The sequence below is a fragment of the Burkholderia sp. BCC0506 genome (assembly GCF_902833145.1).
Classification (GTDB): Bacteria; Pseudomonadota; Gammaproteobacteria; order Burkholderiales; family Burkholderiaceae; genus Burkholderia.
In genome coordinates this window covers 24,114-37,973 of sequence record NZ_CADFEN010000019.1, presented here as the reverse complement: position 1 = coordinate 37,973, position 13,860 = coordinate 24,114, and the positions used below count along the sequence as shown (strand labels likewise).

The window sequence follows — 13,860 nt, the reverse complement described above, 5'->3', positions numbered from 1 at the left end:
TGTGGAGTGTTATGGGTGCAATCCATGAAGAAACGGCTAACCGAAGCCCAATTCCAGACGGCCATCAAGGGGCTGGAGATCGGGCAGCAGACCATCGACATAGCGCGCGGCGTGCTGGTCGATGGCCGGCCCCAGGCGGAGTTTGTCACTTCGCTGGGGCTGACCAAGGGGGCGGTGTCGCAGGCGGTCAGTCGCGTATGGGCAGCAGCAGGGGAACAGCTCCCCGAGGGCTTCGAGCGAGTGACGGCGGTACTGCCGGAGCATCAAGCGTTCATCGTCAAGAAGTGGGAAGCAGACGCCAAGAGGAAACAGGAACCCAAGTCATGAAAACACTGGTCACGGCAATTCAGAAGGGCGGTCAAGGCAAGACGTTCGCCACCTGCCACCTGGCATTCGACTTCCTGGAGCGCGGCCTTCGCGTGGCCGTGATCGACCTGGACACCCAGGGCAACGCATCGTTCACGCTGTCGGCGTACCAATCGGGCTACCTCGCCAGCCAGTTGTTCACCGGCGACACCGATGACCTGCGGTATTGGTTCGGCAAGCGCGAGGGCGAGAGCCTGGCGCTGATCGCGGCAGACGCCAACCTGGCGAACCTGGACAAGATGGAGCTTTCCCAGGCGGCCGCCGCGCTGCGGGCCAGTGTGGCCGCGCTGGGCGAGTTCTTCGACGTGTGCCTGATCGACACGGCCCCCTCCCTTGGCGTCGCCATGACGGCGGCCGTGCTGACGGCCGACTACATGCTGTCGCCCATCGAAATGGAGGCGTACAGCTTGCAGGGCATGAAGAAGATGGTCGCGGTCATCAGCAACCTGCGCAAGCAGAACCCCAAGCTGCGCTTCCTCGGCATGGTGCCGAACAAGGTGGACGCGCGGAAGCCGCGCCACGTCAACAACCTGGCGACGTTGCAGCAGGCATACCCGCAGCTCATCTTGCCGTTCAGCATCGGCGCGCGTGACAGCATCGCCGAGGCGCTGGGCGAGCAGATGCCGGTGTGGAAGATCAAGAAGACCGCCGCGCGGAAGGCCACCCAGGAGGTGCGTGCGCTGGCGGATTACGTGTTCACGAAGATGGAGATCGCGCAATGAGCGCCAAGACCAACGCCAAGAAGAAGGAGCAGGACAAGCCGCAATCGTCCGGGCTGGGCCTGGACGGGCTGGGCGACCTGGCCGGCCTGCTGAACGAGCAGCCGGCGGCCAACGCCGGCGGCGCAGGCCCGCAGGAGCTGCCGCTTGACCTGATCGACGAAGACCCACACCAGCCGCGCACGGCCGACAACCCCGGCTTCTCGCCGGAGAGCATCGCGGAGATCGGCGAGACCATCAAAGCGCGCGGCGTGAAGTCGCCCATCAGCGTGCGCGAGAACCCGGACGCACCGGGGCGCTACCTCATCAACCACGGCGCGCGGCGCTATCGCGGCTCGAAGTGGGCGCACAAGACCACGATCCCGGCCTTCATCGACAACGACTACAACGAGGCCGACCAGGTTATCGAGAACCTGCAACGCAACGAGCTGACGGCGCGTGAGATCGCCGACTTCATCGGCCGCGAGCTGGCGAAGGGCAAGAAGAAGGGCGAGATCGCCAAGGAGATCGGCAAGTCGCCGGCCTTCGTCACGCAGCACGTCACGCTGCTGGACTTGCCCGAACCCATTGCCGAGGCGTTCAATAGCGGCCGGGGCAAGGACGTGACTGTCATCAACGAGCTGGTGACGGCCTACAAGAAGAACCCCGACGAGGTGGCCGCCTGGCTGGCCGACGACAGCCAGGAGCTGACGCGCGGCTCGGTGAAGCTGCTGCGCGAGTTCCTGGAGGACAAGCGCAGTCACGAGGACGGCGACCGTGATCCCAACACCGTCGATGCGCTGACCGGCAAGACCGACGCCGAGGCCGGCGACGGCGAGCAGGGGCCGCAGGATGATGACGCCAAGGGGAAGAAGGAGCCGAAGGAGGCCGACCCCGACAAGCTCAAGAAGGCCATCATACAGGTCAAGCACGACGACCGGCCGGCACGGCTGATCCTCAACCGCCGGCCCCCGGCCGAGGGCTGGGCCTGGCTCAAATACGAGGATGACGGCCAGGAGTTCGAGGCCGACCTTGGCACCGTGCAGCTTGTCGCGCTGCTGGAGGGCTGACACGCCCAGCGCCGGGCATCGCCGACCACCGACCCCCACCCATCGCCCCGCCATCGAGCGGGGCTTTTTTTTGCCCGCGTTTTAGCCGCTAAAAAAAGTTCAGCTAAACCGCTTGCGTAGTGTTGTATGTTGTAGTATGCTACACGCTACAACATACAACCGGCCAAAGGAGGCCCGACATGGCGATCTCGAAGGAGCAGATATTTGCGGTGGCCGACGAACTGGACGCGGCCGGCCAGAACCCCACGCTGGCGAACGTGCGCAAGCAGCTCGGCAGCGGCAGCTTCACCACCATCAGCGAGGCGATGAACGAGTGGCGCGCACGCAAGGCCAGCCAGGCCGCCCCGATCCGCGAGCCGGCACCGCAGGCGATCACCGACAAGCTGGCCGAGCTGGGCGGCGACTTGTGGGCCGTGGCGCTGGAAATGGCGAACAACCGCCTGGCCGCCGAGCGCGAGGCGCTGGAGGCCGTGCGCCAGGAGACGGAAGCAGCGCGCCAGGAAGCCGCAGAGCTGGCCGACCAGCTCACCGGCGAGCTGGACGAGGCCAAGGCCCGCGTCGCGGCCCTGGAGGCCGTCGAGGCGGCCGCCAAGGGCGAGGCCGACGAGCTGCGCGGCAAGCTCGCGGCGACCAGCGAGCGCGCGGCCACGGCCGAGGCCAGGGCCGGCGAGCTGCGCACGGAGCTGGATCACGCCCATCAGGAAGCCCGCCAGGCGCGCGCAGAGCGCGACAAGGCCCAGGAGAGGGCCACGGCCAGCGCCGACCAGGTGGAGGCCCTGCGGGCCGACCTCGCGGCCGCGAACAGCCGTACCGCCGAGATCGAGCGCCGCGCCGGCGAGCTGCGTGCCGACCTGGAGCGGGCGAACCAGGCGACCGACCAGGCGCGCGCCGCTCAGGCCGAGCAGCGGAAGGCCACCGAGGTGGCCGCCGCCGAGCGCGACCAGGTGCGCGCGGAGCTGGTGAAGGTGCAGGCCAAGGCCGAGGCGGCCGAGCAGGCCCACCAGGAGCAGCGCAAGGCGATGGCGGCCGAGGCACACCGCCAGGCCGAGCGGCTGACCGCCGCCCAGGGCGAGCGCGACCAGGCGAAGCGCGACGCTGCCCAGGCCCGCGAGGAAGCGGCCGGGCTTCGCGGCCGGCTGGAGGCCCTGGAAACCGTCATGGCGCAAGGCCGGGCGGCCGATCCGACCAGCGGCGGACGCAAAAAGACCTGATAAATCGGTTGGTTTTCCTTAAAATTACCCTGGAACCTGACAAAACGCACAACCCGGCCGCTGGGAAGAGCCGGCCTCGCTTTGCCGAGGTCGGCTTTTTTGTTGGAGCGCGGCTTGCATGGGGCCACCATCACCCTTTTGAGAACCACGGCAACCATAGGAGTGCCCGATGAAAGAACGCCTCTTGGTCATGAACGGTCAACGCATCGTTCAGGCCGAAAAGGACGGCGCTTGGACGAATCAGAAAGTAGACAAGGCGGGCGCGTTGAAGCCCGGCATCTACAACCTGTACACGGCCCAAGCGGCCGACAAGAAGCAGACCCACGCCGGCGTGATCGTTCATGCCGACGCCACCAACGTGTACCAGCAGATCGGCAAGAACTTTGTCATGCACGCTCGGTCAGATTTCGATAAAGTACCTGAAATTGGGAGCGCAAAGAGCATCAGCTACAACGCCCAGGGCAAGGCGGCAGTCGCCGCAGAGGCCCCGAAACTGACGCGGGGGCGCTCCATGTAGCTTTAGCGGCTAAAAAGGAGGCACGCCCTTGAAACGACTCACCATCCCCGGCAGCGGCACCGAGAGCCGCGCCACCAAGCCGGCCCGCGTCAGCGCGCCGGCCACCCTCGGCGGTGCCGCCTTCGGCGCTTCGCGCGAGGACACCGGAGCCGACTTGCTGGAGGCCGCCCAGGCGGCCGAGATCGAGCAGCAGGCCACCCTAGAGGCGGCCCCGGTCGAGCAGTCCTACCCCGAAACCCTGGCGCTCTACGTGCAGGCCAAGCACGACCAGGTGGAGCACATCGAGGACAGGCTAGAAAACCTGATCGACCGGCAGCAGGCCCGCTTGCAGCAGACCCAGGCGTCCGCGCCTGGCCGGCTTTCCTTGCCCGGCTCTAAGCGAGCCTGGCAGAACCAGCAGGCGCAGCAGCAGGCCCGCTTGCAGACGCTTCACGCGCGCCTGGAGGCCGTCCGCGAGATCAAGGAAGGCATGGGCCTGCACTCGCCGAAGATCGAAGAGCTGGCGACGCGCAAGATGCGCGCCGAGAACCCCGAGCTGGCTTCCGATTGGGATGCCATGCGCGAGGCCGCCCGCCGGCATGAGCTGCTGATGCGCAAGCAGGAGCAGGAGCGCAAGCAATCCCAGGCCCAGGAGCGGCCAGGGAGATCGCAGTCCTTGGGCCTGTCAGCCAGGCCCGCATAAAAACGAAGCCCGGCGGTCGCCGGGCTTTTTTCTCGAGCATCGCCATTTCTGGCGAGGGAGGCCCGCCGAGGGCCTGGCGGAATCATCCTGCAGCATCGTCACAAGCGACGATGCCGGGAGCTGGCCAGCATCGCCGAACCTGGCGATGCCGCCGGCGCGGTCGACCATCGCCAGTTCTGACGATGAGATCCCGCATCGCCATCTACAGCGAGGCCCACAGGGCCAGGCCGGCGGCCACGACCGCCATGCCGGCCGCGACCATGTTCATCATGGCGACGCGCCGCGCCTCGCGGATCGGCGCGACGAGCTGCGCCGTCACCGCCTCAACCTCACGCCGCACGGCCTCGGCGGCCGCCTTCGCGCCCTCCTGCATTCCCCGCGTCATGGCGTCCTTGCTGGCCGCCAACGCCGCGTTGAGCGTCCTTTCCGCCTTTCCCTTGGCGTCATCACCCCATCGGTGGGCGATGGACTCCAGTTCCGACTTGAAGGCGTCCAAGATTTCCTGCTGGGCCGATGCGCTGTCCTGCATCAGCTTCATGTTGATGGTCTGGAGGATCAAGATCGGATCGTCGCGGCCCACGGCGATGCCGTGCTTGGCCGCGATCTCCCGTATCAGCTCCTCGATCTTGTCGTCGGCCGCCATCAGAGCACCGCCGCGTTTTCGAGCTGGGCGAAGAGCTGGGTTTTCACGATCTTGAGCCGCTGCCGCGTCATGATCGTGAGCGCCGAATCGGCCAGGGCCTCATCGAAGGTGCGCCGATCCTGGAGCATTTCGGCGAAGTCGCGGCCGTAGGTTTCCTCTTTCAGCGCCGGAATCTGGATGATGGCGGACACACGGCCCTTGTTGGCCGTGTACGCCTTCAACTGCTCGAACCCCTTGCCCTCGTGCTCGATTGGCCCCCAATACGGGTTCAGCCAGACCACGAACAGGCATTCGGCCGGGAACTGGCTGGCGAGCTGGGCGAAGCCGCTCACCGTGTCCACCAGGGCCTGGCCGCCGGTGACGACCGTATGCACCACGAGTTCGTGGCCCATGTCCTGGAGCAGCGCCGGCACCTGGTTGCTGATGAGGTAGTGCGACAGCGGCACGAACGAGCTGGCCCCGTTGTCGATGATGACGTCGCCCTCGGCCGACGCGATCATCTCGACCAGGGCGTCGAAATTCCGGGTGTTGATCTCGTCGCCGTCCATGATGTTGAGCCGGCGCACGTTGAGGGCTTTGTAGCCCTCGAACGTCGCGTTCACCGGATCGGTGTCGATGCAAAGCGGCTTCTGTCCCTTGCCGGCTTTGTACTGCGCGATGGTGGCCGCGATCATCGACTTGCCGACGCCGCCCTTGCCTTGCAGAACCATGTGAATTTTCGCCATTACAGTAAATCCTCTTTCTTTGGAGTCGCATCAAACGTGAAGCCGCCGATCTTGGGTGGCTCACTCTTGGATTCCGAGGCCGGCGGGGCGGCCTTCGGCTCGGGCTTCGCGCCCTTGGGCTGGCTGTCCGGGGGAGTGGCGGGAGGCGGCGGGGAAGCTACCGGCGCGGCCTTGATGTACCGCTTCACGTGCTGGGTGAAGGTTTCGTACCGACAGCGCAGCCGGCCGGTTTCCTTCATGTGCTCCCAGATCGTTTTCATCGCATAGCCCGCATCGAGCGCCGCTTGAACGTCGCTCTTGACGGCCAGGAACGCGACCACGTGCTTGTCCTGGCGCGGCTTCTTGGCTTCCCGTCCCTTCACCCATTCAGCCAGCTCTTCGGGGTAGGTCTTTGGCATCGTGTTCGTCCATCTAATCCTCTCATCGCAAATGTAACGCTACTAAGCGGCGCTACGGAAACGCAAAAAGTCCGCTATCGGCGTGCATTGGCACGCTTCGATAGCGGCATTATGGGCCATTGTGGCGGGTTTCGCTATATCCGTTGCTGCTTTTGCGGCCTGATAGCGCGATAGTTGCGGATAAATCGTAATGGCTGGTGTAGACTTTCCTTGGTGTTATTAACGCCGTAAGGCGGGGCAGGATGTGTGAAGTTAGCTAACCGGCGAGCCGGTTATCTATCTTCACTGTCCCTTATTCGCGCCGGGGGCGCTCAACGGGTCATCCTGCTCTGCGAGGCAGCCGGCTACCGCCGGCATGAGAGACGAGGCGAGGCATGGAGAACGACGAAAAGGAACACGGCCGCCGGCGGCGGCAGCACCTGCGGGTGCCGGTGTTCCCCGAAGAGAAAGACGAGATCGAGGCGAACGCCAAGAGGGCGGGCGTCAGCGTGGCGCGCTATCTGCGCGACGTGGGCCAGGGCTACCAGATCAAGGGCGTCATGGACTACCAGCACGTGCGCGAGCTGGTGCGCGTCAACGGCGACCTTGGCCGCCTTGGCGGCCTGCTCAAGCTCTGGCTGACCGATGACGTGCGAACGCTCCAGTTCGGCGAGGCGACCATCCTGGCCCTGCTGGGCCGGATCGAGGCCACCCAGGACGAAATGAGCCGGATCATGAAGGCCGTGGTTCAGCCGAGGGCCGAGCCTTGACTTCTTTAGCGGCTAAAAAGCCGGAGGGGCGGCCATGATCGCCAAGCACGTGCCGATGCGCTCGCTTGGCAAGAGCGACTTCGCGGGCCTGGCGAACTACATCACCGACGCCCAAAGCAAAGACCACCGGCTGGGCCACGTGCAGGCGACGAACTGCGAAGCCGGTTCCATCCAGGACGCCATCACGGAGGTGCTGGCGACCCAGCACACGAACACCCGCGCGAAGGGCGACAAGACCTACCACCTGATCGTCAGCTTCCGGGCCGGCGAGCAGCCCAGCGCCGACACCTTGCGCGCGATTGAGGAACGCATCTGCGTCGGGCTGGGTTATGGCGAGCATCAGCGAATCAGTGCCGTCCACAACGACACCGACAACCTGCACATCCACATCGCCATCAACAAGATTCACCCGACGCGGCACACGATGCACGAGCCGTACTACCCGCACCGGGCGCTGGCGGAACTCTGCACGGCCCTGGAGCGCGACTACGGCCTGGAGCGCGACAACCACGAGCCGCGCAAGCGCGGCGCGGAGGGCCGGGCCGCCGACATGGAGCGGCATGCCGGCGTTGAAAGCCTGGTCGGCTGGATCAAGCGCGAGTGCCTGGACGAGATCAAGGGCGCGCAGTCCTGGCAGGAACTGCACCAGGTCATGCGCGACAACGGAATGGAGCTGCGCGTCCGCGCCAATGGCCTCGTGTTCGAGGCCGGCGACGGAACGATGGTGAAGGCGAGCACAGTAGCCCGCGACCTTTCCAAGCCGAGCCTGGAGGCGCGGCTTGGCCCGTTCGAGGCTTCGCCCGAACGGCAGGCGCAAACCACCGCGAAGCGGCAGTACCGCAAAGACCCCATCCGCCTTCGCGTCAACACCGTGGAGCTGTACGCGAAGTACAAGGCCGAGCAGCAGAGCTTGACCACGGCGCGCGCCCAGGCCCTGGAGCGCGCCCGGCATCGCAAGGATCGGCTGATCGAGGCGGCCAAGAGGTCGAACCGCCTGCGCCGCGCCACGATTAAGGTGGTCGGCGAGGGCCGCGCGAACAAGAAGCTGCTGTACGCCCAGGCGAGCAAGGCCCTGCGCAGCGAAATCCAGGCGATCAACAAGCAGTTCCAGCAGGAGCGCACGGCCCTCTACGCCGAGCACAGCCGGCGCACGTGGGCCGACTGGCTCAAGAAGGAGGCGCAGCACGGCGGCGCCGACGCCCTGGCCGCCCTGCGCGCCCGCGAGGCGGCCCAGGGCCTCAAGGGCAACACCATCCGGGGCGAGGGCCAGGCGAAGCCCGGCCACGCGCCGGCGGTGGACAACATCACGAAGAAGGGGACGATCATCTTCCGCGCCGGCATGAGCGCCGTGCGCGATGACGGTGACCGCCTGCAAGTCTCCCGCGAGGCCACGCGCGAAGGGCTGCAAGAAGCCCTGCGCCTGGCGATGCAACGCTACGGCAACCGCATCACCGTCAACGGCACGGTGGAGTTCAAGGCGCAGATGATCCGCGCCGCCGTCGATTCCCAGCTACCCATCACCTTCACCGATCCGGCTCTTGAGAGCCGGCGGCAGGCGCTTTTGAACAAGGAGAACACCCATGAGCGAACCGAAAGACCAGAGCATCGAGGACGAACTGGACGCGGCGCTGGCGGCCCTGGACAGCGGCCCGCTGCCGACCAGCACGCTACCGGAGCCGCAGCCGTCGCCCGAGCAGGCGACGGCCGGCCAGCCGCCGGCCGAGGCGACCGCGCCGACGCCGGCCTTCACGCCGCCACCGTCCACCGGAAGCCCGACGTTGGACGCCTTGGAAGAAAACCGCCGCCCCAAAGCCAGCACCGTTTGCGAGCACTGTCCGAACTCGGTGTGGTTCGCATCGCCGGCGGAAGTGAAGTGCTATTGCCGCGTGATGTTCCTCGTCACGTGGAGCAGCAAGGAACCCAACCAGATCACGCACTGCGACGGGGAATTTCTCGGCCAGGAACAGGAGTAGGCCAGACGCCGCCGGGCGTCGCCGCCGCCGACAAGTACATCGCCGAACGCGAGGCAAAGCGCCTAAAAGGTTTCGATATACCGAAGCATTCCCGATATACTGCCGGTGATGGTGCGCTCACGTTCCAGGGCACCAGGACTATCGAGGGCCAGGCGCTGGCCCTCTTGAAACGAGGTGATGAGGTCATGGTTATGCCCATCGACCAGGCCACGGCCCGGCGCTTGACGCGCATCGCGGTCGGCGATGCCGTCTCGATCACCGCGAAAGGCTCCATCAAAACGTCGAAAGGAAGGAGTAGATGAAGATCAAGATGAACAACGCGGTAGGGCCGCAAGTCCGAACCGCCAAACCGAAGCCGAGCAAGCTGCTGCCGGTGCTGGGCGCGGCCTCGATGGTCGGCGGCCTCCAGGCCGCGACGCAGTTCTTCGCCCACACGTTCGCCTATCACGCGACCCTCGGCCCCAACGTGGGCCACGTGTACGCGCCCTGGTCGATCCTGCACTGGACGTACAAGTGGTACAGCCAGTACCCGGACGAGATCATGAAGGCCGGCAGCATGGGGATGCTGGTTTCGACCGTGGGCCTGCTGGGCGTGGCCGTGGCGAAGGTCGTCACGTCCAACAGCTCGAAGGCGAACGAGTACCTGCACGGCTCGGCCCGCTGGGCCGAGAAGAAGGACATTCAGGCGGCCGGCCTGCTGCCACGCGAGCGCAACGTCCTGGAGATCGTCACCGGCAAGGCCGCACCCACGGCTACCGGCGTGTACGTGGGCGGCTGGCAGGACAAGGACGGCAATTTCTTCTACCTGCGGCACAGCGGCCCCGAGCACGTGCTGACCTACGCGCCCACGCGCTCGGGCAAGGGCGTCGGCCTGGTGGTGCCCACGCTGCTGTCGTGGGGCGCGAGCAGCGTCATCACCGACTTGAAGGGCGAGTTGTGGGCCTTGACCGCCGGCTGGCGGCAGAAGCACGCCAAGAACAAGGTGCTGCGCTTCGAGCCGGCCAGCACCTCGGGCGGCGTCTGCTGGAATCCGCTGGACGAAATCCGCCTCGGCACCGAATACGAGGTGGGTGACGTGCAGAACCTTGCCACGCTGATCGTTGACCCGGACGGCAAGGGCCTGGACTCGCACTGGCAGAAGACCGCCTTCGCGCTCCTGGTCGGCGTGATCCTGCACGCGCTGTACAAGGCCAAGGACGATGGCGGCACCGCCACGCTGCCGTCCGTCGATGCGATGCTGGCCGACCCGAACCGGGACATTGGCGAGCTTTGGATGGAAATGGCGACCTACGGGCACGTAGACGGCCAGAACCATCACGCCATCGGCTCGGCGGCCCGCGACATGATGGATCGGCCCGAGGAAGAAGCCGGATCGGTGCTGTCCACGGCCAAGTCGTACCTGGCCCTGTACCGCGACCCCGTGGTGGCCCGCAACGTCAGCCGGTCGGACTTCCGCATCAAGCAGTTGATGCACGAGGACGACCCGGTAAGCCTCTACATCGTCACCCAGCCCAACGATAAGGCCCGCCTGCGGCCGCTGGTGCGCGTCATGGTGAACATGATCGTGCGCCTGCTGGCCGACAAGATGGACTTCGAGGGCGGCCGGCCGGTGGCGCACTACAAGCACCGGCTCTTGATGATGCTGGACGAGTTCCCGAGCCTCGGGAAGCTGGAGATCATGCAAGAGTCGCTGGCCTTCGTGGCCGGCTACGGCATCAAGTGCTACCTCATCTGCCAGGACATTAACCAGCTCAAGAGCCGCGAGACGGGCTACGGCCACGACGAAAGCATCACGTCGAACTGCCACGTGCAGAACGCCTACCCGCCCAACCGCGTCGAGACGGCCGAACACCTGTCCCGCCTCACCGGGCAGACCACCGTGGTGAAGGAGCAGATCACGACCAGCGGCCGCCGCACGGCGGCGATGCTGGGCCAGGTGTCGCGCACTTACCAGGAAGTGCAGCGGCCCTTGCTGACGCCCGACGAATGCCTGCGCATGCCGGGGCCAAAGAAGAACGCCCAGGGCGAGATCGAAGAAGCCGGCGACATGGTGATCTACGTCGCGGGCTACCCGGCGATCTACGGCAAGCAACCCCTGTACTTCAAAGACCCAGTGTTCTCGGCACGCGCCGCGATCCCTGCGCCCAAGGTCAGCGACCGCCTGCGCGCCGTCGCACAGGCCGAGACGGAAGGGGAGGGCATCACGATATGAGCCGCATCCTGAAACGTATCGCGGCAGGCGTCGTCATCGCGGGCGTGGCCGCCCTGCTGCTGGCCGCCGGCGGCTATGCCGCCGGTGCCCGCGTGAACACCACCAAGAGCATTCCGGTCGGCCTGTACTGGACGAGCAGCGCGCCGGTGGAGAAGGGGGCCTACGTCCTCTTCTGCCCGCCGCAGCTCGGCGTGTTCGATGACGCCAAGGAGAGGGGCTACATCGGGGCCGGCTTCTGCCAGGGCGGCTACGGCTACATGATGAAGCGCGTTTTAGCCGCTAAAGACGATGCCGTCGCCGTCGCCGATGACGGCGTGCGCGTCAACGGCGAGCTGCTGCCCCTCAGCGCGCCGATCAAGGCCGACAAGGCCGGTCGGCCGCTGCCGCGCTATCAGTCCAACAGCTACACGCTCGGCAATTCCGAGGTGCTGCTTATGTCGGACGTGAGCGCCACATCCTTCGACGGCCGCTACTTCGGCCCGATCAATCGTTCGCAAATCAAGACCGTGATCCGTCCGGTCATCCCTGGTAGGGAGACACACCATGCGCCTTTTCATCGCAGAAAAGCCGTCCGTCGCCAAGGCCATCGCCGGCGAGCTGGGCGCGACCGGCAAGGGCGACGGCTTCATCGAGTGCGGCACCGACAAAGTGACCTGGTGCTTCGGGCACATGCTCGAACAGGCCGACCCCGACGAGTACACGCCCGATGACGTGCCGCGCGGCCAGTCCGGCAAGAAGGTCTGGCGCGTCGATGAGCTGCCCATCATCCCCGAGAGCTGGATTCTCAAGCCCAAGGACGACGCGAAGAAGCAGCTCGCCGTGATCGGCAAGCTGCTCAAGGAGGCCAAGGAGATCGTCAACGCCGGCGACCCCGACCGCGAAGGCCAGTTGCTGGTTGACGAAGTGCTGGAGCACTTCCGCAACAGCAAGCCGGTGCGCCGCTTTTGGGTGAGCGCGCAGGACTCCGTTTCCGTCAAGCGCGGCCTGGCCGCGTTGAAGGAGAACACCACCTATGCAGGCTGGGCCGACGCTGCACGCGGGCGGCAGCGCGCCGACTGGCTGATCGGCATGAACCTCAGCCGCGCGTACACGCTGCGCGCGCAGCGCGGCGGCTCGCGCGCCCTGCTGACCGTGGGCCGCGTGCAGACGCCGACGCTGGCCCTCGTGGTCGCCCGCGACCGCGAGATCGAGGCATTCAAGGCCGTGCCGTACCACACCATCCGGGCGGTGGTGCAGCACGCCGGCGGCAGCTTCGCCGCCGCATGGAAGGCGAAGGAGGATCAAGCCGGCCTGGACAGCGAAGGCCGCCTTGTCGATACCGCCGTCGCCGACGCCCTGGTGGCCGCCGTCAAGGGCCAGCCGGGCACCATCGCCGCGTACAAACAGGAGGCCAAGAAGCAGAACCAGCCGCTGGCCTTCGCCCTGTCCGACATTACGGCACTGGCCTCGGCCAAGTTCGGCTACAGCGCCGAGGACGTGCTGAACACCTGCCAGGCGCTCTACGAGACGCACAAGCTGACCTCGTACCCGCGCACCGACTGCGCCTACCTGCCGGAGTCGCAGCACGCCGACGCGCCGCGCGTGCTGGAGGCGATCAAGCACGTCAACCCCGAACTGGCCGGCCTGGTCGATGGTGCCGATCCGCGTATCAAGTCCAAGACGTGGGACGACTCGAAGATCACCGCGCACCACGGCATCGTGCCGACCATGCAGAAGGGCAGCAAGGCCGCCCTCAGCGAGCGCGAGCGCAACATCTACGACCTGATCGTGCGCGCCTACCTGGCGCAGTTCTACCCGCTGCACGAGTACATGCAGACCACCGTGGGCGTCGAGATCGCGGGCGAGAACTTCGCCGCGAGCGGCAAGGTAGTCACGCGCAACGGCTGGCGTGACGTGTACAGCCAGGCCGACGAGGAAGGCGAGAAGGACGAGGACGACGACAGCGGCACGCAGGCCCTGCCGTCGATGGCCCAGGGCGACGCCGTGACCTGCACGGACGCCACCCGCAAGGACGCCAAGACGAAGCCGCCAGCGCGCTTTACCGAGGGCACGCTGATCCGCGCGATGGAGAACATCCACAAGTTCGTCAGCGATGCCGAGCACAAGAAGATGCTGCGCGAGGGCGACGGCATCGGCACGTCGGCCACCCGCGCGTCGATCATTTCCGAGTTGAAGCGGCGCGAGTTCCTGGCCGTCAAAGGCAAGCAGATCATCAGCACGACCCTCGGCCGCAGCGTCATCGACGCGCTGCCCGAGGTTGTGAAAAGCCCGGTGCTGACCGCGCTCTACGAGCGGATGCTGAAAGGCGTCGAGCAGGGCACGGCCGCCCTGGACGCCTTCATCACGAAGCAAGAGACGTTCATCCGCGACCAGGTGGCGAAGGCCAACAGCGGAGCCGTGACCATCGCCGGCGGCAAGGAAGCCGCGCCGGTGTCATCCCTTCACAAGTGCATGGCCTGCGGCAGCGGCTTGTCGCGCCGGCCGAGCAAGAAGAAGGGGCAATTCTGGTGGGGTTGCAGCAACTTCCCCACATGCAAGCAGACCTACCCCGACCTCAAGGGTCGGCCCGACTACAGCAAGGGCCGCAACGGCCAGGCATCCGAATGACCACAGCGA

The 13,860-nt window shown here is 66.2% G+C and carries 13 protein-coding genes and 1 pseudogene; 11 read left to right on the top strand and 3 right to left on the bottom strand.

Going from position 1 to position 13,860, the window contains the following annotated elements:
- The first annotated feature begins 24 nt into the window (after positions 1-24).
- The 6 genes from HWX62_RS30950 to kfrC all read left to right on the top strand — a co-directional run bounded on the left by HWX62_RS30950 (position 25) and on the right by kfrC (position 4,544).
- Complete coding sequence (locus HWX62_RS30950; protein ID WP_010890110.1) at positions 25-327, top strand: transcriptional regulator KorA; 303 nt, start codon at positions 25-27, stop codon at positions 325-327.
- On the top strand, positions 324-1,088 hold the full coding sequence (locus HWX62_RS30945; protein ID WP_000855329.1) for a ParA family protein: 765 nt from the start codon (positions 324-326) through the stop codon (positions 1,086-1,088). Before HWX62_RS30950 ends, HWX62_RS30945 begins: the two co-directional genes overlap by 4 nt.
- On the top strand, positions 1,085-2,134 hold the full coding sequence (locus HWX62_RS30940; protein WP_011114060.1) for a ParB/RepB/Spo0J family partition protein: 1,050 nt from the start codon (positions 1,085-1,087) through the stop codon (positions 2,132-2,134). The genes HWX62_RS30945 and HWX62_RS30940 overlap by 4 nt, the downstream gene beginning before the upstream one ends.
- A gap of 179 nt (positions 2,135-2,313) precedes the next feature.
- The gene (locus HWX62_RS30935) at positions 2,314-3,345 is read left to right on the top strand and encodes a DNA-binding protein (protein WP_011342948.1); all 1,032 of its coding nucleotides are present in this window, start codon (positions 2,314-2,316) and stop codon (positions 3,343-3,345) included.
- Between the two features lie 169 nt (positions 3,346-3,514).
- Entirely contained in the window at positions 3,515-3,862 is a 348-nt protein-coding gene (kfrB, locus tag HWX62_RS30930; protein ID WP_000664557.1) for an IncP plasmid survival protein KfrB, read from the top strand.
- A gap of 28 nt (positions 3,863-3,890) precedes the next feature.
- The gene (gene kfrC, locus HWX62_RS30925; RefSeq protein ID WP_000826922.1) at positions 3,891-4,544 is read left to right on the top strand and encodes an IncP plasmid survival protein KfrC; all 654 of its coding nucleotides are present in this window, start codon (positions 3,891-3,893) and stop codon (positions 4,542-4,544) included.
- Positions 4,545-4,746: 202 nt separating this feature from the next.
- Here kfrC and HWX62_RS30920 read toward each other — a convergent pair whose 3' ends face one another.
- The 3 genes from HWX62_RS30920 to HWX62_RS30910 are packed head-to-tail and all read right to left on the bottom strand — an operon-like array spanning position 4,747 to position 6,310.
- A complete protein-coding gene (locus HWX62_RS30920) occupies positions 4,747-5,187 on the bottom strand; it encodes a conjugal transfer protein TraM (RefSeq protein ID WP_000718516.1) in 441 nt (146 codons plus the stop codon).
- Positions 5,187-5,912, bottom strand: coding sequence for an ArsA-related P-loop ATPase (locus tag HWX62_RS30915; RefSeq protein ID WP_001062597.1), 726 nt, complete (start codon positions 5,910-5,912; stop codon positions 5,187-5,189). The genes HWX62_RS30920 and HWX62_RS30915 overlap by 1 nt, the downstream gene beginning before the upstream one ends.
- Entirely contained in the window at positions 5,912-6,310 is a 399-nt protein-coding gene (locus tag HWX62_RS30910) for a TraK family protein (protein ID WP_001127128.1), read from the bottom strand. Before HWX62_RS30910 ends, HWX62_RS30915 begins: the two co-directional genes overlap by 1 nt.
- Before the next feature lie 374 nt (positions 6,311-6,684).
- Between HWX62_RS30910 and traJ the strand changes: the two genes are divergently transcribed.
- The 5 genes and pseudogenes from traJ to HWX62_RS30885 all read left to right on the top strand — a co-directional run bounded on the left by traJ (position 6,685) and on the right by HWX62_RS30885 (position 13,851).
- Positions 6,685-7,059: a conjugal transfer transcriptional regulator TraJ gene (gene traJ, locus HWX62_RS30905; protein ID WP_000426567.1), complete on the top strand. Its 375-nt coding sequence runs from the start codon at positions 6,685-6,687 to the stop codon at positions 7,057-7,059.
- Between the two features lie 34 nt (positions 7,060-7,093).
- Positions 7,094-9,334 carry a TraI/MobA(P) family conjugative relaxase gene (traI, locus tag HWX62_RS30900; RefSeq protein WP_011342947.1) on the top strand — a complete coding sequence of 747 codons (2,241 nt, stop codon included), beginning with the start codon at positions 7,094-7,096 and terminating at the stop codon, positions 9,332-9,334.
- The gene (locus tag HWX62_RS30895; RefSeq protein WP_000694765.1) at positions 9,331-11,244 is read left to right on the top strand and encodes a type IV secretory system conjugative DNA transfer family protein; all 1,914 of its coding nucleotides are present in this window, start codon (positions 9,331-9,333) and stop codon (positions 11,242-11,244) included. Before traI ends, HWX62_RS30895 begins: the two co-directional genes overlap by 4 nt.
- Positions 11,241-11,768: pseudogene (traF, locus tag HWX62_RS30890) on the top strand (conjugative transfer signal peptidase TraF); the annotation flags it as partial. The gene HWX62_RS30895 and the pseudogene traF, both read left to right, overlap by 4 nt.
- 19 nt (positions 11,769-11,787) lie before the next feature.
- Entirely contained in the window at positions 11,788-13,851 is a 2,064-nt protein-coding gene (locus HWX62_RS30885; RefSeq protein WP_006122511.1) for a DNA topoisomerase III, read from the top strand.
- Positions 13,852-13,860: the final 9 nt, after the last annotated feature.